This window comes from Luteolibacter arcticus, from assembly GCF_025950235.1.
GTDB lineage: Bacteria > Verrucomicrobiota > Verrucomicrobiia > Verrucomicrobiales > Akkermansiaceae > Haloferula > Haloferula arctica.
Map to the genome: position 1 here is coordinate 53,820 of NZ_JAPDDT010000020.1, position 18,606 is coordinate 72,425.

Sequence of the window (18,606 nt, forward strand, 5' to 3'; positions counted from 1 at the left end):
GTTCCGTTAGCCGATGCACATGGATATTCAACCCCTCCTTACTAATCGGGGCCTCGCCTCGCTTGCCCGCCGGATTTTCCTGGCGGCGCTGTTCTTTCTGGGCTTTGCCGCCAGCCCGGCGGAGGCGCAGGATATCGAAGGCAAAAAAGTCTCGGAGGTGGCTATCAGCTACAACGGTGCGGCGGGGATCGATGAGGCGCGTTTGCGCAACTTCATCTCGACCCGTGCCGGCGAGACCTATCGCAGCGAGAAGATCGATGGCGATATCAAGTCGCTCTACGAATCCGGTCTGGTCAACGACGTCCGCGTGCTGGCCGAGCCGGCCGGCGAGTCGGTGAAGGTGATTTTCGAGGTCGCCACCCGCGGCCAGATCGTGGCGGTCGGCTTCACCGGCAACACGGTATTCAGCGACACCAAGCTCGCGAAGGAGACCAAGCTCAAGGTTGGCGGCGCGCTCAGCGACGACGCGATCCTGAGCGCCCGCCGGAATCTGGAAGCCTACTACCGCGGCTACGGCTACCCAGACGTGAGCATCTCCCACCGCACCCAGGCGAGCGAGTCCGGTACCGGCGAGGACCTGATCTTCATCATCGACGAAGGCGGCAAGAACGAGATCCGCGACATCCGCTTCGAGGGCAACACCGTTTACGACAGTCGCACCCTGCGCAAGCAGATGAAGGTGAAGGAAAAGGGCTTCTTCTCGTGGATCAGCAAGTCCGGCCGCTTCGAGGTCGACCAGCTCGATACCGACCTCGAGGCCGTCCTCGACTACTACCGCAGCCACGGCTACCTGCGCGCCAGCAGCCCCGGCGTTCGCCGCGATCCGGTCGGTGATGGCCGCGTCGATCTGGTCATCCCGATCAATGAAGGTGCGAAGTACACCGTGGCCGGCGTCGGCTTCGGCCGCATGACCGTCTTCAAGCCCGAGGAACTCTACCCGGCGCTCTCGCTCAACGGCGGCGACGGCTACTCCTCCAAGAAGATGCGGGACGACATCAAGATGATCCGCAGCTACTACGGCTCCCGCGGCTACGCCGATGCGACCGTGACCCCGGACATCCGCGATGCCGGTCCGAACCAGGTCAACATCGTCTACCGCATCACCGAAGGCTCCCGCTACCGCGTCGGCCGCGTGAACATCGGCGGCAACACCAAGACCCAGGACAAGGTCATCCGCCGTGAAATGCCGCTCAAGCCCGGCGACTGGTTCAACTCGGTGGAACTCGACACGGCCAAGGCCCGCCTTGAGAACCTGCAGTATTTCAACAGCGTCCAAGTGGACTCCAGCGACGGCCGTGGCGGCTACCGCGACATCGACGTGCTGGTGGACGAGCGCCGCACCGGCTCGATCAGCGCGGGTATCGGCTTCAGCTCGATCGACAGCATCGTGGGCTTCATCAATCTGGAGCAGACGAACTTCGACATCATGAACCCATGGGCGTTCACGGGTGCTGGCCAGCGCTTCGGCATGAACCTCCGCCTCGGCTCCGAGCGCACCGACTTCAGCGTCTCGCTGGTCGAGCCTTGGTTCATGGACAAGCAGCTCGCGCTTGGCGGCGAACTCTTCTACAAGGACTCGCAATACTACTCCGACTTCTACGAGCAGACGAATGCCGGTGCCGCGATGTTCGTCCGCAAGCCGCTGGGTGAAAAATCCTACGTGAAGCTGGAATACCGCCTCGAGAACGTCGAGATCGAGACCGAGTCGTCCGTCCAGACGCTCACCAATGCCTACCTCACGAACAATCCGACCTTCCCGGTCAGCCCGGCCAATCCTTACCCGCGCCCCTCGCTGCTCGATGAAAACGGCGACTTCGTTCGCAGCGCGCTCGGCCTGAATTACGTTTACGACAGCCGCGACGCGGTCATCGAGACCCGCAGCGGCGAGAAGCTCGACATCGGCCTGCAGTTTGCCGGTTCGGTCCTCGGTGGCGACGTGGATATCTTCGCGCTCTCCCTTCAGGGCCAGAAGTATTGGAACCTGGCTTGGGACTCGATCCTCTCCCTCAACGGCGAACTTGCCTTCGTCGATTCCACTAGCGACGAGGTGCCGATCTTCGACCGCCTCTTCCTCGGTGGTGGCCGCACCCTTCGCGGCTTTGAGTTCCGCGACGTGGGTCCCCGCGATGTGGTGACCGGCGAAGTGGTGGGTGGCCAGTCGCTCGGCTTCCTCTCCGCGGAATACACCATCCCGGTGATCGACAACGTCCGCGCGGCGGTCTTCTACGACCTCGGCTTCGTCAACGACGGCGCCTGGGATCCAAGCCCGAGCGACCTCTACCACGACTTCGGTGTCGGCGTCCGCCTCAAGCTCCCGATCAGCCCGGTGCCGATTGCGCTCGACTACGCGGTGCCAATCGACAGCCCGGATCCCGTCGCGGACAAGGGTGGTCAGTTCAACTTCTATCTGAACTACCAGTATTGAGCTGGGCTTAACTCGCTAAGACGAACTTCAGAAAAGGCCGGGGGAGACCCCGGCCTCTTTTTTATAGCCTGGGTCCGGTCGGTTGGAGCGGCTCGCCTACAGGGTATGTAGTCCCGGCTTCAGCCCAATGCCTTTAAGGATTGGACGCTCGGAGCGAGAACCGAGGATCAGGTTGGGATTGATTTCCCGCGGATTGCGCGGATAGCACGGATGGAGAAAGTAGCACCGGGAGCAATAGCCGGGAGCTTGAAGGCATCTGGTTCGATATTTTCAATATCTCTTATTATCAGCGATATCCGCGTAATCCGCGGTGATGCTTTTTTCCAGTCCTTAAAGGCATTGGGCTTCAGCCGGGCTGAACGAGGATGAGAGCCTGCATTTCCAGCGTGTCCGGCTGAAGCCGGGACTACATACAACTTGGATCGTGGCTGCTGAGGCGGATCACACCATGCCGAGCACGCGGGCCGTGGTGCCGAGCCCGGTGATGTAAAGTTCGCTGGCTTCGAAGGCGGACTTCTCCAGGTAGCCGAGCGCGGCGTGGAGGCCGCTTTCGTTCGGCCATGGGGCGACGCTGGTCAGCGTCCCGGCCGCTTTGCCGTCTCGTTCCAAGGTGGAGCCCGGCGGTGTGTCGGGATCGACCAGGAATGCGGCGAGGCGGCGGTTCACTTTGCCGGCGGTCTTAAGGCGGGAAAGCACCTCTTGGCCGATGTAGCAGCCCTTGTGGTAGCAGATCGAGGTCCGGTCGAGGGCGGCCTCGGGTGGGAGCATGCCGGGGGTGAGTTCGGCGCCCCATTTCGGGAGGCGGGCTTGGATGCGGCGGGTTTCGGCTTCGGCTTCGGTGAGGATTTCCAGTTCCGGCAGCGTCGTGCCTGCGGGCAGCCAGAGGTCGAAGCCGTCCTCGGCGATGCGCCTGGCGTGGCGGACGAAGCCGCCATCGATGGCGGGCGGCTCGATGGCATCGACGACGTGGACGAGCTGCCAGTCCGCCGAGATGTCGTGGATTTCGGCGTCGTCGGCGATCAGGTAGCGGCCGAGACGGGCCTCGAGTTCCTCGCGTTGTTCGGCGGGGCCTTCAACCCATGGGGAATCGTCAGCGCCGCGGAAAACGTGGACGAACGCCTGCAGGCGACCCTTCGCGTCAGTCACGCAGGAAGGCAGCGCCGTCTCACCGAGGTCGCGGGCGTCCTGGGTGAGTTGGCCGTTGAGATAGCGCACGGCATCCGGCCCGCGGAAGGCGAGCAGGCAGCGCGATTCCGGGGCAAGGCTGCGGAGCTTCACGGCTGGACGTAAGGAGCGGCGAGGGCCGAGTAATCGCGGTCGGCAAGGCCCTGGTCACAGAGTTCCTGCATGCGCTGCGAGACGGTGCGGATCGCCGGGGTTTCAAGTCCGGCCTCGGCGGCGAGGTCGAGGACGTAGCGGCTGTCCTTGAGCATGTTGGAGAGCGAGAAATGGGTGTCGAACTCGCCCTTGGCCATGGTGGGCAGCTTCATCGACGCGAGCACCGAACCACAGGCGTTGAGGGAAACGGCATGGGTCAGTGCCTCCGGGGAGATGCCATGGCGGGTGGCGGTCGCCAGCGATTCAGCCAAGGCCTGCACGGTGCAGGCGGAGATCAAGTTGGTGACCAGCTTCATCACCGTGGCGGTGCCAGCCGCGCCGCAGCGCAGCACGGACTTCGCGGTGTGCAGGAGCACCGGCTCCACGCGGTCGATCAGCTCGTCCGGGCCGCCGGCGTAGTAAACCAGCGCTCCTCCCGCGGCGGCCTCGCGGCTGCCGGTGAACGGGCAATCGAGAAAACCGATGCCGCGGGCGGCGCATTCGTCGGCCAGCCAACGGGTGGTCGGCAGATCGACGGTGGCGTGATTCACCAGCACCCGCTCGCGGGCCGGGGCGGCGAAAACCCGGGCTGCGACTTCGCGCACGGCGGGCGCGTCCTTCAGGTAGAGGAGCACCAGATCGGCGTCGGCGACGGCGTCTTCCACGCTGGCGGCTTCGTCCGGCAGCCCTTTCGGGGTGCGGTTCCAAGTCTTCACGCGGGCCGCTTTGGCCAGATGCGAGGCGGCACGGGAACCAATGATGCCGAGGCCGAGAACGGCGATGGTGTCGAAACTCATGGCCCTTCGTCGCGCCGGAGGGCGAGCTCGGCAAGCTTCGCCGCCTGCTTGGTGATCTCGGCGACCTTGGACTGGGTCACTTGTTCGCCCTCGGCGACCGTCATCTCGGTCCGCAGTCCGGCGAAGAGGTCGCGCATTTCCAAGTAGGTGGGGCGCTCGGAAATCCGCGGATTCAGGCTGCCAACCACCGCCGAGTAGTAGTCGGCGATGTCCTCACGCATCACGTGCTTGGCGCGCTCCGGGCTGAACTGGGCTTGCACCGCGGAGGAGGAAACCTGCAGCGCCCGGATCCAGCCGCCCATCGAGATCAGGTGGGCGAGGTCGGCATCGCGGAGGGCGACGAGTTCCAGCTCGACGTCCTTCTGGGTGTCGCGAAGTTCCATTTTGAGCTGGGCGATATCCTGCTTGCGGGCGCTTTCCAGCAAGCTGGCGGCGTGGCGGTTCACCCGTTCGCCCGCTCCGAGGGCCTTCCCGTAGCGGGTCATGTCGGCGGCCAGCTTCTCAACCTTGCCCAATTCTCCGGCTTGAACCACCAGGAAGCCGTCGGCGATCAGGAACCCGAGTTCCACCGCGAGATCGGCACGGTCCAGCGGGGTGGTCGCCGGGGTTTCGCGCTGGAATTTCAGGAACGGCAGCGGGGCAAGTGCCTCCAGAGATTCGAAGATCTTGGCGATGGACGGGGCGGTGAACTCGTTGATGGCGAGTTCCTCACGGACATGGGCATCTTCCAGGAGGTCGGCCGGGATTTCCGGCTTCTCCGCTTGTTGGGCGGTCACGGGCAGACAGGCCAGCAGAGCCCCGAGGGCGGCGGCAAACGTCGGGCGGGAAAGGATCACGGAAGAAATGCTGCCACCGGACTGTATTTCCCGCAACCGGCAATGCGGAGCCGGCCTAACAAGGTTGGCGAGTTCCCGGCTTGACTTGGGGGCGGGGGCATGTTGGCCTCCGGCCGCCCGGATTGCCTCTATTTCAAGCGCTTGGCGACGCCGCGTCTCATCCAATACCCGAGCTCATGGAACTCTCTTCACCTCTTTGGTACGCTTCCTACGTTCTTGTCCTGATCGGCCTCGCCGGTTACGGCTTCCATCGCCTGTGCATCGTTTACCTCTATGCGAAGCACGCCCGGAACAAGCCGGAGCCCAAGGAGTTGTTCAAGGATCTCCCGCTGGTGACCATCCAGCTCCCCGTGTTCAACGAGATGCATGTGGTGGATCGCCTGCTGGAGTCCGTCTCCAAGCTCGATTACCCGCAAGACAAGCTCCAGATCCAGGTGCTGGATGACTCGACCGACGAGACCACCGAGATCTGCCGTCTCGGCGTGGAACGGCTTCGCGCCCAAGGCTTCGACGCGGAGATGATCCACCGCACCGACCGCACCGGCTACAAGGCCGGAGCGCTGGAACACGGCACCAAGTTCGCCAAGGGCGAGCTGCTTTTCATCCTGGACGCCGATTTCGTCCCGAATCCGGACGTGCTCCAGAAGACGGTGCACTACTTCACCGACGAGAAGATCGGCATGATCCAGACCCGCTGGGGTCACCTGAACCGCACCTTCAACGTGCTGACCCGCATCCAGGCGATGTTCCTGGACGGTCACCTGGAGCTCGAGCAGACCGCCCGCAACCGCAGCGGCCGCTTCTTCACCTTCAACGGCACCGCCGGTATCTGGCGGAAGGGCTGCATCGCCGACGCCGGTGGTTGGGAGCACGACACGCTCACCGAGGACATGGACCTCAGCTACCGCGCCCAGCTCAAGGGCTGGCGCTTCATTTTCCTCAACGACGTGGAAACCCCGGCCGAGCTGCCGGTGGACATGGACGGATTCAAGAGCCAGCAGCACCGCTGGACCAAGGGCTCGATCCAGGTGTGCAAGAAGGTCCTGCCGGCGATCTGGAAGTCGAAGGTGCCGCTCTACATCAAGATGGAAGCCACGGCGCACCTGACGTCGAACTTCGCCTACCTGATGCTGATCTGCCTGTGCTTCTTGATCTACCCGAACCAGCACGCGGCCCCGAACTTCGGCCCCATGACGTATTACATCGTCAATATCCCGATCTTCTTCTTCGCGTCCGTCTCGGTGATCGTCTTCTACGTGACCGCCCAGAAGGCGCTCCGTCCGCACACCTGGTGGAAGGAGCTTCCCTACCTGCCGCTGTTGCTCGCGCTGGGCATCGGGATGTCGATCAACAATGCCAAGGCGGTGATCGAGGCGATCTTCAACCACCAGACCGGCTTCGTCCGCACGCCGAAATACGGCATCGGCCAGAAGGCCAAGGGCGACTGGAAGAAGAGCAGCTACAAGGCGATGAAGACCCTCACGCCGGTGGTCGAGCTGTTGTTCGGCTTCTTCTTCCTGTTTGTGGTGGTCGAAGCCGCGATGCAGAGCCGTGTGGCCTCGGCAATTCTTCTCCTTCCCTTCCCGATCGGTTTCTTCTACACTTCGCTATCGTCATTGGCACGCTTGCTGCCCTCCGGTCGCGTAGCCTTGGACTCCACTGCTGACAACTCCAAGGAAAACTAGAAGCACCCATGATCCGGCGAATTCTCCGTACCGGCTTACTCATCGCATTATCCCTTCCCGCGGCATTCACCCTCACCAGTTGCGGGGGCGGGAAGGACCAGCGAAATCAAATGATCGTCAGCGTGACCGACCAGCGCATGCTGCTCGTCCACGATGGCAAACCCGTCAAATCCTACCCGATTTCGACTTCCAAGTTCGGGATCGGTTCGGAGCGCAACAGCAACCGCACCCCGCTGGGGCGCTTGGAAGTTGCCCGCAAGATCGGTGACGGCGCTCCGACAGGCATGGTTTTCAAGAGCCGCCGCCCCACCGGCGAGGTTCTCAAGCCGAATGCTCCCGGCCGCGACCCGATCGTCAGCCGCATCATGTGGCTGCACGGTACGGAAACCCACAACCGCAATACCTACGGGCGCTGCGTGTACATCCACGGCACCCCAGAGGAGTGGCGGCTGGGGAGTCCGGCGTCCTACGGCTGCATCCGGATGGGCATGAAAGACGTGGTCGATCTTTACGACCGCATCGGCGAGGGAGCTGAGGTCCGGATCATGCGCGGATCGCTGCTCGATACCTGGGCCGGCCAGGAATACGTCCGCAAGCACTCATCCGAACAATTGCTGGGTGTGGCTAAAAGGTAGATTCTGGATTCCACCCGAGACACAAGCTTGACAGGAGAGGTTCGATTCCTACATTGCCGCCCCCGCGCGACCCGGATCGCGCATCAACCGTCCGAACTTTTCCGAAAATGGCTAATCACAAGTCCGCCCTCAAGCGCGTCCGTCAGACCAAGGTCCGCACCGAGCGCAATCGCGCCCGTAAGCAGACCATCAAGACGCTCCGCAAGAAGACCCTCGCCGCCGTCGCCGCCTCCGACAAGCCGGTCGCCGGTCAGTCGCTCTCGGAGTTCTCCTCCGCTGTGGACAAGGCCGCCAAGAAGGGCCTGATTCACAAGAACAAGGCCGCCAACCTCAAGAGCAAGGCTGCGAAGGCGCTGGCCACGCTCGGCTGAAACTTTCTACCGGACGGTTTTGAAATCTTGAAGCGGCTCCGGGCTCCGGTGCCGCTTCTGTTTTTTGAAGGCCTATGGCTACTCCAACCCCGGATCCCGATTCACGCGAAGCGAAAGCTGCCCGGATCGCCGCCAACCCCGCTTCCTACAAGGTTTGCGAGGGCTGCGACTCGATCGTCGGCAGCGGCGTCGTCCTCTGCCCGAACTGTCACAGCTACCGCTTCGACGCCACGCCGGAGAGCGTCCGTCGCCAGGCTTTGGCGCTCGGATCGCGTGAACAAACCTCGGTCACGGCAGGGGATTTGAGCTGAGTTTGAAAGATTTCGAAAAAAATTGCCACTTTCCGGGAACAAATTCGCCTTTCCTGTGTTCTCAGATGAGGTTAAACGACCAACGGATTCCATACCAACCACCACAGCCATCCATGAAACTGCTACTCAGCTCATTCGTCGCGCTCTTCTGCTGCGCCCCGCTCGCCTTCGCTGGTGATTGCGAAAAGTGCAAGGAAGGTGACAAGAAGGAAGAGACCACCCTTGCCGGCAAGTGCAAGGACGGTGACTGCGACAAGGAAGAAGACCCAGCTCTCGCCGGCAAGTGCAAGGATGGCGATTGCGACAAGGAAGAGGACACCGCCCTCGCCGGCAAGTGCAAGGACGGCGATTGCGACAAGGAAGAAGACACCGCCCTCGCCGGCAAGTGCAAGGACGGCGATTGCGACAAGGAGGAAGACACCGCCCTCGCCGGCAAGTGCAAGGACGGCGATTGCGACAAGGAGGAAGACACCGCCCTCGCTGGCAAGTGCAAGGACGGCGATTGCGACAAGGAAGAAGATCCCGCTCTCCTCGCTGGCAAGTGCAAGGATGGCGATTGCGACAAGGAAGAAGATCCGGCCCTCGCCTGATTTCCCTTTTCAGCACTGATTTTTCCAAGCCGCCGGGTTTCCGGCGGCTTTTTCGTGTTCGCGTCGCTCGGCATGAGATGGCGTGCTCCGGTGGTCCGCGGTAGCCTGAGAGCGGCTTTCCCCCCTTTTTCCCATGCACACGGTCAGCCTCGTCTACCCTCACCAGCTCTTCGAGCGACACCCGGCGCTGCGAGCGGGGCAGCCAGCGCTGCTGATCGAAGATCCGCTGTTCTTCGGGAATGACCCGCACTGGCCTCTTGCGGTCCACAAGCAGCGGCTGGTCCTGCACCGGGCGTCGATGAGGGTTTGGGCCGCGGGGCGGAAGGACGTCCACTACGTCGAGGCCCCGTGCGGGGCTGAACTTGATTCGGCCGAGTTGTTGGAAAGGGTCGTGCCGCAAGACGTCACGGGGCTGGAGCTTGCCGATCCGCTCGATGATGTACTCCTGCGCCGCATTCGCCGTTTCTCCGCGAGGCGCGGGATCGGGTTGGTGGTGCACCCCACGCCGAACCTGCTGACGCCGCCGGACTTCCTGGAGAAGCACACCGGCAGCGGCCGGAAGAGGCCCTTCATGGCGACCTTTTACCAGGCCCAGCGTCATCGTCTGGCCATCCTCCTTGAGCCCGATGGCTCGCCATCCGGCGGCCAGTGGTCCTTCGATGCTGAAAACCGGCAACGGTTCCCCGAGGACCACCTCGCACCAACCGAACCCCGGGCCGCGCAAAACGAGCATGTGAAAGCGGCGATCGATTGGGTGGACACCCGCTTTCCCGACAATCCCGGACGCTCAGGGACCTTCGCTTACCCGGTGACGCGGCGCGACGCCCTGGCGTGGCTGGACCGCTTCCTTGGCGAGCGTTTCACGGACTTCGGTGCCTATGAAGACGCGCTGTCGCGGAATCACCGGGTGCTCTTCCATTCGGTGCTCACGCCAGCCCTGAACATCGGCCTGCTCGATCCGCTGGAAATCGTGGACCGCGCCTTGGCTCACGCCACGCGGCACCAAGTGCCGATGAATTCGCTCGAGGGCTTCATCCGTCAGGTGATCGGTTGGCGCGAGTTCATGGCCGGGATTTACCGCCATCGCGGCGTGGAGATCCGGAACGGTAATTTCTGGAAGCACGACCGGCCGATGCCGCGCGCCTTTTATGATGGGACGACCGGCATTCCGCCGGTGGACGACGCGATCCGGCGGGTGCTCGACCACGGCTGGTGCCATCACATCGAGCGCTTGATGGTGCTGGGCAACTTCATGCTCCTCTGCCGGATCCGGCCGGACGATGTCTACCAGTGGTTCATGGAATTGTTCGTCGATGCCTACGACTGGGTGATGGTGCCGAACGTTTATGGCATGTCGCAATTCGCGGACGGCGGGACCTTCACTACCAAGCCGTACCTGAGCGGATCGAATTACCTCCGGAAGATGTCGTACTATCCGAAGGGAGACTGGTGCGACACGTGGGACGCGCTGTTCTGGTGCTTCATCGCCGATCACCTGGAGTTCTTCGGCTCGAACCCGCGGCTGTCGATGATGGCCCGCACCTGGGAGAAGCTGCCAGGAGCGAAGAAAGAAGCGCACTACGCCCGGGCCACGGCCTTCCTCGCGGGGCTCGGCTAGCCGCGCGGATGGAACTTCTTGTGCACCGCCTTGAGCCGCGTGCCATCGACATGGGTATAGATCTGGGTCGTGGCAATGTCCGCGTGGCCAAGCAGCTCCTGGATCACCCGCAGGTCGGCCCCGCCTTCCAGCAGGTGGGTCGCGAAGGAGTGGCGGAGCAGGTGGGGATAGACGTTCTGGTCGATCCCCGCCATGGCGGCCCGCTCCTTCACCACTTGCCTCACCCGGTCGGGAGAGAGCTTGGTGCCCCGGACGCTCAGGAAGATCTCCGAGCCGGTCCGCTTCTTCACGAGGGCCGGGCGTTCGTTGGTCAGGTAGTCCTCGATCGCCTCTTCCGCGCGCTGGCCGACCGGGACGAGACGGGTTTTCGACCCCTTGCCCACGACCCGGATGAAGTGCTCGACCGAATCGAGGAACTCCAAGCGTGCGGAGCAGATCTCCGCCAGCCGTAGGCCGGAAGAGTAGAAGAGTTCCAGAATCGCGAGATCGCGGCGGCCGAGCTGCTTGGTGCGGTCGATCGATTCGAGCAGCTTGCGGATGTCCTCGGCGTGAAGCGTTTCCGGCAGCGTCTTCTCCGGCCGTGGGGAGAGCAAGGGCTCGGCGGGATCCATCGGTAGCTTGCCGCGCCCCGCCAGCCACCGGAAGAAGACCTTGAGATGAACCGTGGCGATCCGCAGTGACGAAGCGGCCAGGCCAGCGGTCTTTCGTTCCGCGAGGAAGGCGGAGAGTTCGTCGGTTCCCACGTCGGCGAGTTGCAGGCTGCGCGTCCGGAGGTAGGCGGAAAATGCATCCAGGGTTTGCTGCACGGAAAGCTGATAGCTTGCCGAGAGACCACGCTCGGTCGCCAAATATAGGATGAATCCTTCGACCTCCGCGTCCACGGCGTGAAACTGCCAAACCGCCGGGATTCTGGCGAGGGCTCAGGGGGCCGCTTGAAAAACCGGGCCGGGTTTCCAATTGCCTCGGCACGCCGATCGCTCTTGGTTTTGGAGCTTCATGCCTGCGATACCTATCTCCTGGTGGATTGCCTTCAATGCCTTCGTGATTTTCATGCTGGCCCTCGATCTCGGAGTCTTCAATCGGAAGGCCCACGTGGTGAAGCTGAAGGAGGCGCTGGGATGGACCGCGGTGTGGATAGCCATGGCGATGGTCTTCAACGCCTGGGTCTGGTGGAAGCTGGGGGCGAAGTCCGGGCAGGAATTCCTCGGCGGCTATCTGTTGGAGAAATCGCTGTCGGTGGACAACGTCTTCGTCTTTGCGGTGATCTTCTCGTTCTTCAAGGTGCCGCGGGAGTACCAGCACAAGGTGTTGTTCTGGGGCATTTTCGGAGCCCTGGCGCTGCGTGCCATCATGATCGCTGGCGGTGCAGCCCTGATCACGAATTTCGGCTGGATCATCTACATCTTCGCCGCGTTCCTAGTCTACACGGGCTTCAAGATGTTCTTCCACAATGAGGATTCGGTCGATCCCGGGAAGAGCCTCGTCGTCCGGTTGCTGAAGCGAACGATGCCGATGACCCCCGACTACGTCGGCTCGAAGTTCTTGGTGAAGCAGGATGGCAAGTGGTTCGCGACGCCTTTGCTCGCGGTGCTGCTTTGCGTGGAGGTGACCGACGTGATTTTCGCGGTCGATTCGATTCCGGCGATCTTCGCGATCACGACGGACACCTTCATCGTCTACACGTCGAACGTGTTCGCGATCCTGGGTCTGCGCGCCCTGTATTTCGCCATCGCGGGCATCCTGCCGTACTTCCATTTCCTGAAGTATGGCTTGGGAGTGATCCTGATTTTCGTCGGCGTGAAGATGTCGCTGGCCCACACTCAGTGGAAGATCGACATGAACGTCTCGCTGGGGGTCATCGCCGGCGTGCTGGTCGCGTCAGTCATCGCCTCGATCATCCACCGGGAATTGCACCCGCTGCCCGAGCCGCTGGAAACGCCTGAAGATGCGGTGAAGGCTGAGGAAGAGGAGAAGGAAAAGGAATGATGCTTGCTTGCCTGGAAGTGGGGATGAAATCCTTCCCAGCCTCCCTCGGGTAATCACTCTAAAATGTCCGTTCTCTTTGAAATCGCGCTGATCCTCGTCCTTCTGGCGTTCAACGGGGTCTTCGCCATGGCTGAGATTGCCATCGTGTCGTCGCGCCGGGCCGTCCTCCAGGCGCGCGCGGAATCCGGCAGCAAGGGCGCGGCGCGGGCATTGCGGATGGCGGATTCGCCAAACCAGTTCCTTTCCACGGTCCAGATTGGCATCACCCTGGTCACCATCGTCAACGGTGCTTTCGGCGGTGCCAGTCTCGGAGCCAGGCTTGCGGAATGGCTCAAGCCAATGGGCATCTTCGGGAAGTTCACCGAGGAGATTTCCATGGCGGTGGTGATCACCTCGATCACCTATGTCTCGATCGTCGTGGGCGAACTGGTGCCGAAGCGGCTGGCGATGCGTTACGCGGAAAGCATTGCCAGCATGATGTCCGGCCCCATGTCCGGGCTTTCCAAGGCGGCTTCTCCCTTCGTGCGGCTGCTTTCGTGGTCCACCAGCGGTCTGCTCCGTCTCTTCGGCGTGAAGGAGTCCGACGATCAGAAGCTCTCCCGCGAGGAGATGACAGTCTTGATCCGTGAGGGCATGGTGGCCGGCGGGGTGGAACGAAGCGAATCGCGGATGATGGAAGGCGTGCTCGGGTTCGACAAACTCGACGTCTACGACATCATGATCCCGCGCCCCAAGATGGTGTGGATCGAACGCGACGAGCACCACGCCGAGGTTTGGCCTCGGATCGTCAAGAGCACCCAGGGAGTGTTTCCGATCTATCAAGGGCAGCGCGACAATCTCGTCGGGGTGGTCTCGGTGAAGGACTGCTATGCCCAGCTCGCCGCGGGGATCGAGGTCAAGTTCCAGAACCTGATGCAAGCGCCGCTGCTGGTGCCGGAAGTGCAGAAGGCGAGCCTTTTGCTGGAGGATTTCCGCCGCACCGGCCATCACGCAGCCTTCGTGGTGGACGAGTTCGGCGGCGTGATCGGAATGGTGACGCTCATCGACCTCATGGAAGCGATTGTCGGTGACGTGCCGTCGAAGGAAGAGCGTCTCACCATGCCGATCAAGCAGCGCAAGGACGGCTCATGGCTGATCGACGGGCTGTTCGAGATCGAGAAGCTGGATGCTTTCCTGAAGGGCTTCCGGCCACCGGATGGCGCCGGGGATGAATACCAAACCCTTGCGGGCTGGTTTTCCCAGCGTCTCGCGCGCGTGCCGACCGAAGGTGATCAACTCGAGGAATACGGCTGGCGTTTCGAGATCGTCGACATGGACGGCATCCGTGTGGACAAGGTGCTGGCGATGCGGATTCCACAGGGGCCAAAAGGATAGGACAATCGTGCCAGATTAAACTGGCGCGATTTGGTAAATCGTGCCAGATTGCGCGCGAGGCGGCACGATACCGAGGAATCGTGCCACTATTCCTCAGCCCAAATATGCCGCTTGAAATTCCACCCGATGAACTGAACGCCCTCCTAGAGTTAGTCAGGCGTCGTTACAATGGAGCTTCTATCAGCGAGTTGCTTCGTTATCCAGAACTCGGGCTACCGAAGCGAACCCTACAGAGACGTCTGGGCCGCTTGATCGAAGAGAAGAAAATCGTGCCACATGGGGAGGGGCGGGCACGCCGGTATCGTGCCACTTTGCAGGAGAGACCTAGGGAGGTTTCCAAGGAGGAGCCCCGCGAGGTGTACGTCGTCCTTCGTGAAGAACCGCCGGGAGGCGAGCTTTCCACGGCTGCCCGGGAGATCCGCACGTACATCCGCCAGCCGCTGGTGAAACGGCAGCCGGTAAATTACTGCGGGGAGTTTCTTGATGCCTACCAGCCGAACCGCACGTTCTACCTGCCAGAACAGCTGCGCGACGAACTCGGACGGATTGGCCAGGTCGGCATGGAGCAATTGCCCGCTGGCACCCACGTCCGGCAGGTAATGGGCCGGCTGCTGATCGACCTGTCGTGGAACTCCAGCCGACTGGAGGGAAATACCTACACGTTGTTGGAAACCCAGCGGCTGTTAGAGCTCGGCGAAGACGCCGACGGGCGGGCGACGGAAGAAGCGCAGATGATCGTGAACCACAAGGCTGCCATCGAAATGCTGGCCGAGGACGCGGGGGAGATCGGCTTCAACCGATACACCATCTGCAATCTCCACGCCGTGCTGGCGGACAACCTCATCCGCGACGGGGCTTTGGGACGGGTGCGCTCGATCCCGGTGGGGATCAGTGGAACCGTTTACCATCCGCTCGCGGTGCCGCAGCAGATCGAGGAGCGCTTCGACGAAGTCCTGCGGAAAGCGGAGGCCATTCGGAACCCGATCGAGCAGGCGTTTTTCGCGATGGTCCATTTGCCGTACTTGCAGCCCTTCGAGGACGTGAACAAGCGGGTGTCGCGGCTGGCGGCGAACATCCCGCTGATCCGGAGCAACCTGTGCCCGCTGTCCTTTGTGGAGGTGAAGCGCGAGGACTACATCGGGGCGATCCTCGGCGTGTACGAGCTCAATCGCGTGGAGTATCTGTGCGAGGTGTTTGCGGATGCTTATCGCCGGTCGTGCTTGCGCTACGCGCGGGTGCGGCAGGAGGTGGGCGACCCGGATCCGTTCCGGCTGCGTCACCGCATGGCCATCGCCCGTGTGGTGCGGGAGGTCGTGCAGGGCGCGATGAACCAGCGGCAGACGCTGAAATGGATCGCCGCGGAGGCGGAGAAGGAAATGCCGGCTGCCGACCGCGCGCAGTTCTCCGGAGAGGTCGAGCAGGGGCTACTCAACTTGCACGAGGGGAACATCGCGCGATACCGGCTGCGCCCGGCCGAGTTCGAGGCGTGGCGAAAAAACTGGCGGTGAAGCCTGGTCAGTCGCCGAGCTTGAAGTTCGGCGACTGGCTGAGGAAACGCTTCGGATTCTCGTAAAGCACGCGCTCGATGTCCGTTGCGGAGTGCTTGCGGCGCTTCATCTCCAAGCCGCATTTGACAACCGCCAGCGGGTCGGAGACACCCCAGTCGCAGGCGGAATTCAGCCACAGCCGGTCGCTGTCGCAGGTTTCCAGCATGTCGATCGCGCGGTTCGGCGTGCACTTGCTTTCAGGATAGAGGGTCATGCCAGCCCAGTAGCCCTGCTCTTGTACGAGATTCACCGTATGTTCCTCGACGTGGTCGATGATGACCTTGCCGCGGTCGAGCTTAGAGAACGACGCCAGCGCATCCAGAATGAGCCGGGTGCCCTTGAGCTTGTCCTCGAGGTGCGGCGTGTGGATGAGGATCGGCAGGTCGCGGTCGAGAGCGAGCTGGACGTGCTCTTCGAAGATCGCGAGCTCGCTCTTGGTGTTCTTGTTCAACCCGATCTCGCCGATGCCGAGCACCGTCGGCTTGTCGAGAAACTCGGGAATGATCGCCATCACCTCGCGGGCGAATCCTGCGTCCTCGGCTTCCTTCGGATTGATGCACAGCCAGCAGAAATGCGGGATCCCATACCTCGCGGCGCGCTTCGGCTCATACTCGGTGAGCTGGCGATAGTAGTCGTAAAAACCAGCGGGCGACGAGCGGTCGAAGCCAGCCCAGAAGGCGGGCTCACAAAGGGCGGCGCAACCGGCGAGGGCGAGCTTTTCATAGTCATCCGTCGTCCGGCTGACCATGTGGGCGTGGGGCTCGATGTATTTCATGGAAAATCTCAGGCTTGGGGAGCGCCGAAGGCACCTTGGAAGGTGGCCTTTTCCGCCGGTGCGGTGGAGTGATCGGAGAGCGACTCGAGCACGGCCTTGGCCCGGCCGGGGTGATCGGAAAGGAGGATCGGCAGCGCTTTTTTCAGGCCCTCGAAGCGGAAATCCACCTCTCCTGGGTGCCTCTCGACCCGGTCGAGGAAGGCGGCGAGGTCGATGAGTTTGCACCGCGCATCCATGAAATGGAGGTCGAGGATGTCCTTCTTCGTCGGCATGGGACGACATTACGGTGTCAATTTCCGATTCCCAGCGGGAAAGCGTGGCAGCAGCAGGGGAATCTAAACCTTTCGCGCCGGACCGACATCGTCTCAAGTAGAGGATCATGAACGCCGCCAGAAACCCGGACGAAGGCGAGGTCTCCGAAGCCTTTGTGAGCGAGCTGACCAACCACCAGACGGCCATGCTGGCGTTCATCCGCGCGCTGATGCCGGGGTCCTCGGGCGCACGCGACCTGCTCCAGGAGGTGAACATCATCCTCTGGCAAAAGCGCGCTCAATTCGAACCAGGCACCAGCTTCAAGGCGTGGTCGTTCCAAGTGATCCGCTACCACCTCATGAACCATCGCCGCCGGCTCGCCTCGAAAGGCTGGCTGATCTTTGATGACGACCTCGTCGAGCGCATCTCGCCAGCGCTGGAGGCGGATCCCGAGGAGCTGGAATGCCGCCACCAGGCACTCCACCTCTGCCTGTCGAAACTCCGGCCGAAGGACCGCGCGCTGCTGCAGCACCGCTATGCCAGCGGAGCGCCGCTGAATGACTACGCCAAGGTCATCAACCGCAGCGCCGGCACGCTCAAGGCCACGCTCTTCAATCTCCGCACGGCTCTCCGGAAGTGCATCGAACGCCGCTTCCAGGAACAAGGCATCCCCCTCCCATGAATCTCAACGACCAGCAGCTCGTAGCCGCGGCCTTCGACGGTGCGCTCGACCAAACCAGCTTCCGCAGTCTGCAAGACCGGCTCGGAAACGAGCCCGCGCTGCTTGCGCTCTATCGCGAGCACGCCCTGCTGCACCACTCGCTGTGCGAGGAATTCGAAGGCAGTCAAATGATCGGCCACAGCATGCCATCGGTGGGCCGGGTGCCGCGATGGGCACCGGTGATCGCTGCCTGTGCGGCGGCTATCGCCATCGTCTTGGGCGCATGGCAGTGGCTGAAGCCGTCTCGACCCGCCCCGGTCATGGCCGGCTGTGCCTTTTCCGCCGATGCGATCGTGAAGGTCGACGACCGTCAGGCGCTTGATGGCTCGGGCTTCGCGGTGGGTTCCCGTCTTTCGGTCGAGCGCGGTTGGGTGCGGCTGAATCTTCCACAGAAAGCCATCGCACTCATCGAAGCGCCTGCGTCGGTGCTCTTCGAAGCGGATCATGTGTTGCGTTTCGAGAGTGGTCGCGGCCGGCTTCACTGCCCGGAAGGAGCGCGCGGATTCACCGTGAAGTCCGGCTCGTTGGTGGCGGTCGATCACGGCACCGACTTCGGCATCGTCAGCCGCCCCGGCGCTATCGATGAGCTACACGTCTTCTCCGGCGAGGTCGCGGTGGATGCGGTCACCGGCAGCGCCAAGGCTGTCCTGCAGGCGAAGGAGGCGGCTGCCGTCGACAGTGCAGGCGCGCTCCTGCGCATGCCGGCCCGTGAGGAGGACTTCGAGTCCATCACGCCGGAAATCCGGGTGCTGTTAGAAGATCGCTTCGACACGGGCGCGCCACTGGCCAACCGCCAGCCGGTCGTCGGGAACAGTCATTGGCGCTTGGAGAAGGGCACCCCGCAGCTCAAGGACGGCCACCTCGAAGGGACCGGTTTCGAGGCCTTTTACTCGCTGCCCACCGACGGACTGACGGCTTCCCGGCCGGTGCTGCTGTTCACGGTCGAAACCGTGGCCGCGCCTTCGTTCCACACCCCGGAATGGGCTGGCTTCAGCCTCTATCAGGAAGGCTATGAGCATTGTTTCTTCGGCGACTGCTACGGCTCGGAGGAGACCTGGTCGCTGGATATGAAGCGTCGCTTGGTCCCGGTTCCCACGGAACCGCGCCTCACCGGTGCGCGCACGATCACGCTTCGCTACGACCGTCGCGATGGCACCGTCGAAATGCACGAGGGAGCGAGCGCCGACAACCGTCCGCTATTGCGCAAGATGATCCAGTCCGGCCTTTCTTTCGATCAAGTCCGCATGGGCGCGGCTGACGGGGCGACGCTCGCGGTGTCGAAGATTAGCGTCCGGGCCATCCAAGAGCCGCCGCTTCGTTAGCTCGCGCATTGCAAGTAGCGAAACTGCGCGATGGTGAAAGATTT

General features: G+C 62.6%; 18 protein-coding genes. 12 read left to right on the forward strand and 6 right to left on the reverse strand.

Going from position 1 to position 18,606, the window contains the following annotated elements:
* The first annotated feature begins 19 nt into the window (after positions 1 to 19).
* The gene (gene bamA, locus OKA05_RS26090; RefSeq protein ID WP_264490159.1) at positions 20 to 2,425 is read left to right on the forward strand and encodes an outer membrane protein assembly factor BamA; all 2,406 of its coding nucleotides are present in this window, start codon (positions 20 to 22) and stop codon (positions 2,423 to 2,425) included.
* Positions 2,426 to 2,866: 441 nt separating this feature from the next.
* On the opposite strand, the gene ygfZ is transcribed toward bamA, so the two are convergent.
* The 3 genes from ygfZ to OKA05_RS26105 are packed head-to-tail and all read right to left on the reverse strand — an operon-like array spanning position 2,867 to position 5,375.
* Positions 2,867 to 3,703: a CAF17-like 4Fe-4S cluster assembly/insertion protein YgfZ gene (gene ygfZ, locus OKA05_RS26095; protein ID WP_264490160.1), complete on the reverse strand. Its 837-nt coding sequence runs from the start codon at positions 3,701 to 3,703 to the stop codon at positions 2,867 to 2,869.
* Positions 3,700 to 4,539, reverse strand: coding sequence for an NAD(P)-dependent oxidoreductase (locus tag OKA05_RS26100; RefSeq protein WP_264490161.1), 840 nt, complete (start codon positions 4,537 to 4,539; stop codon positions 3,700 to 3,702). Before OKA05_RS26100 ends, ygfZ begins: the two co-directional genes overlap by 4 nt.
* Positions 4,536 to 5,375, reverse strand: coding sequence for a hypothetical protein (locus OKA05_RS26105; protein WP_264490162.1), 840 nt, complete (start codon positions 5,373 to 5,375; stop codon positions 4,536 to 4,538). The genes OKA05_RS26100 and OKA05_RS26105 overlap by 4 nt, the downstream gene beginning before the upstream one ends.
* 176 nt (positions 5,376 to 5,551) lie before the next feature.
* On the opposite strand from OKA05_RS26105, the gene OKA05_RS26110 reads away from it, so the two are divergent.
* From OKA05_RS26110 to OKA05_RS26135, 6 genes are all read left to right on the forward strand, one after another.
* Positions 5,552 to 7,060 carry a cellulose synthase family protein gene (locus tag OKA05_RS26110; RefSeq protein WP_264490163.1) on the forward strand — a complete coding sequence of 503 codons (1,509 nt, stop codon included), beginning with the start codon at positions 5,552 to 5,554 and terminating at the stop codon, positions 7,058 to 7,060.
* An 8-nt stretch (positions 7,061 to 7,068) separates the two neighbouring features.
* Positions 7,069 to 7,695 (forward strand): L,D-transpeptidase, encoded by a 627-nt coding sequence (locus OKA05_RS26115; RefSeq protein ID WP_264490164.1) that lies wholly within the window; start codon positions 7,069 to 7,071, stop codon positions 7,693 to 7,695.
* A 107-nt stretch (positions 7,696 to 7,802) separates the two neighbouring features.
* The gene (rpsT, locus tag OKA05_RS26120; RefSeq protein WP_264490165.1) at positions 7,803 to 8,066 is read left to right on the forward strand and encodes a 30S ribosomal protein S20; all 264 of its coding nucleotides are present in this window, start codon (positions 7,803 to 7,805) and stop codon (positions 8,064 to 8,066) included.
* Positions 8,067 to 8,140: 74 nt separating this feature from the next.
* Entirely contained in the window at positions 8,141 to 8,377 is a 237-nt protein-coding gene (locus tag OKA05_RS26125; RefSeq protein ID WP_264490166.1) for a hypothetical protein, read from the forward strand.
* 113 nt (positions 8,378 to 8,490) lie between these two features.
* Positions 8,491 to 8,967, forward strand: a complete 477-nt coding sequence (locus OKA05_RS26130; protein WP_264490167.1) for a hypothetical protein — start codon at positions 8,491 to 8,493, stop codon at positions 8,965 to 8,967.
* 133 nt (positions 8,968 to 9,100) lie between these two features.
* Entirely contained in the window at positions 9,101 to 10,585 is a 1,485-nt protein-coding gene (locus tag OKA05_RS26135) for a cryptochrome/photolyase family protein (RefSeq protein WP_264490168.1), read from the forward strand.
* On the opposite strand, the gene OKA05_RS26140 is transcribed toward OKA05_RS26135, so the two are convergent.
* Positions 10,582 to 11,466 carry a tyrosine recombinase gene (locus tag OKA05_RS26140; RefSeq protein WP_264490169.1) on the reverse strand — a complete coding sequence of 295 codons (885 nt, stop codon included), beginning with the start codon at positions 11,464 to 11,466 and terminating at the stop codon, positions 10,582 to 10,584. The two genes, OKA05_RS26135 and OKA05_RS26140, sit on opposite strands and share 4 nt — an antisense overlap.
* Positions 11,467 to 11,581: 115 nt before the next feature.
* On the opposite strand from OKA05_RS26140, the gene OKA05_RS26145 reads away from it, so the two are divergent.
* The 3 genes from OKA05_RS26145 (at position 11,582) to OKA05_RS26155 (ending at position 15,453) form a co-directional block, all read left to right on the forward strand.
* Positions 11,582 to 12,571 carry a TerC family protein gene (locus OKA05_RS26145; RefSeq protein ID WP_264490170.1) on the forward strand — a complete coding sequence of 330 codons (990 nt, stop codon included), beginning with the start codon at positions 11,582 to 11,584 and terminating at the stop codon, positions 12,569 to 12,571.
* 63 nt (positions 12,572 to 12,634) lie between these two features.
* Positions 12,635 to 13,945 (forward strand): hemolysin family protein, encoded by a 1,311-nt coding sequence (locus OKA05_RS26150; protein ID WP_264490171.1) that lies wholly within the window; start codon positions 12,635 to 12,637, stop codon positions 13,943 to 13,945.
* Between the two features lie 356 nt (positions 13,946 to 14,301).
* Positions 14,302 to 15,453, forward strand: a complete 1,152-nt coding sequence (locus OKA05_RS26155) for a Fic family protein (RefSeq protein ID WP_264490172.1) — start codon at positions 14,302 to 14,304, stop codon at positions 15,451 to 15,453.
* Positions 15,454 to 15,460: 7 nt separating this feature from the next.
* Here the strand turns inward: OKA05_RS26155 and OKA05_RS26160 are convergent, their stop codons facing one another.
* Together OKA05_RS26160 and OKA05_RS26165 are read right to left on the reverse strand one after the other, a co-directional pair.
* On the reverse strand, positions 15,461 to 16,267 hold the full coding sequence (locus OKA05_RS26160) for a TatD family hydrolase (protein ID WP_264490173.1): 807 nt from the start codon (positions 16,265 to 16,267) through the stop codon (positions 15,461 to 15,463).
* A gap of 8 nt (positions 16,268 to 16,275) precedes the next feature.
* Positions 16,276 to 16,539 (reverse strand): hypothetical protein, encoded by a 264-nt coding sequence (locus tag OKA05_RS26165; RefSeq protein WP_264490174.1) that lies wholly within the window; start codon positions 16,537 to 16,539, stop codon positions 16,276 to 16,278.
* A 107-nt stretch (positions 16,540 to 16,646) separates the two neighbouring features.
* On the opposite strand from OKA05_RS26165, the gene OKA05_RS26170 reads away from it, so the two are divergent.
* Entirely contained in the window at positions 16,647 to 17,201 is a 555-nt protein-coding gene (locus OKA05_RS26170) for a sigma-70 family RNA polymerase sigma factor (protein WP_264490175.1), read from the forward strand.
* Positions 17,198 to 18,562 carry a hypothetical protein gene (locus OKA05_RS26175; RefSeq protein WP_264490176.1) on the forward strand — a complete coding sequence of 455 codons (1,365 nt, stop codon included), beginning with the start codon at positions 17,198 to 17,200 and terminating at the stop codon, positions 18,560 to 18,562. Before OKA05_RS26170 ends, OKA05_RS26175 begins: the two co-directional genes overlap by 4 nt.
* Positions 18,563 to 18,606: the final 44 nt, after the last annotated feature.

What these genes read in the sequence shown, in the direction of transcription:
- bamA (WP_264490159.1), top strand. Translation starts at nt 20, where the DNA reads ATGGATATTCAACCCCTCCTTACTAATCGGGGCCTCGCCTCGCTTGCC.
- OKA05_RS26100 (WP_264490161.1), bottom strand. Translation starts at nt 4,539, where the DNA reads ATGAGTTTCGACACCATCGCCGTTCTCGGCCTCGGCATCATTGGTTCC.
- OKA05_RS26110 (WP_264490163.1), top strand. Translation starts at nt 5,552, where the DNA reads ATGGAACTCTCTTCACCTCTTTGGTACGCTTCCTACGTTCTTGTCCTG.
- OKA05_RS26115 (WP_264490164.1), top strand. Translation starts at nt 7,069, where the DNA reads ATGATCCGGCGAATTCTCCGTACCGGCTTACTCATCGCATTATCCCTT.
- rpsT (WP_264490165.1), top strand. Translation starts at nt 7,803, where the DNA reads ATGGCTAATCACAAGTCCGCCCTCAAGCGCGTCCGTCAGACCAAGGTC.
- OKA05_RS26125 (WP_264490166.1), top strand. Translation starts at nt 8,141, where the DNA reads ATGGCTACTCCAACCCCGGATCCCGATTCACGCGAAGCGAAAGCTGCC.
- OKA05_RS26130 (WP_264490167.1), top strand. Translation starts at nt 8,491, where the DNA reads ATGAAACTGCTACTCAGCTCATTCGTCGCGCTCTTCTGCTGCGCCCCG.
- OKA05_RS26135 (WP_264490168.1), top strand. Translation starts at nt 9,101, where the DNA reads ATGCACACGGTCAGCCTCGTCTACCCTCACCAGCTCTTCGAGCGACAC.
- OKA05_RS26145 (WP_264490170.1), top strand. Translation starts at nt 11,582, where the DNA reads ATGCCTGCGATACCTATCTCCTGGTGGATTGCCTTCAATGCCTTCGTG.
- OKA05_RS26150 (WP_264490171.1), top strand. Translation starts at nt 12,635, where the DNA reads ATGTCCGTTCTCTTTGAAATCGCGCTGATCCTCGTCCTTCTGGCGTTC.
- OKA05_RS26160 (WP_264490173.1), bottom strand. Translation starts at nt 16,267, where the DNA reads ATGAAATACATCGAGCCCCACGCCCACATGGTCAGCCGGACGACGGAT.
- OKA05_RS26165 (WP_264490174.1), bottom strand. Translation starts at nt 16,539, where the DNA reads ATGCCGACGAAGAAGGACATCCTCGACCTCCATTTCATGGATGCGCGG.
- OKA05_RS26170 (WP_264490175.1), top strand. Translation starts at nt 16,647, where the DNA reads ATGAACGCCGCCAGAAACCCGGACGAAGGCGAGGTCTCCGAAGCCTTT.
- OKA05_RS26175 (WP_264490176.1), top strand. Translation starts at nt 17,198, where the DNA reads ATGAATCTCAACGACCAGCAGCTCGTAGCCGCGGCCTTCGACGGTGCG.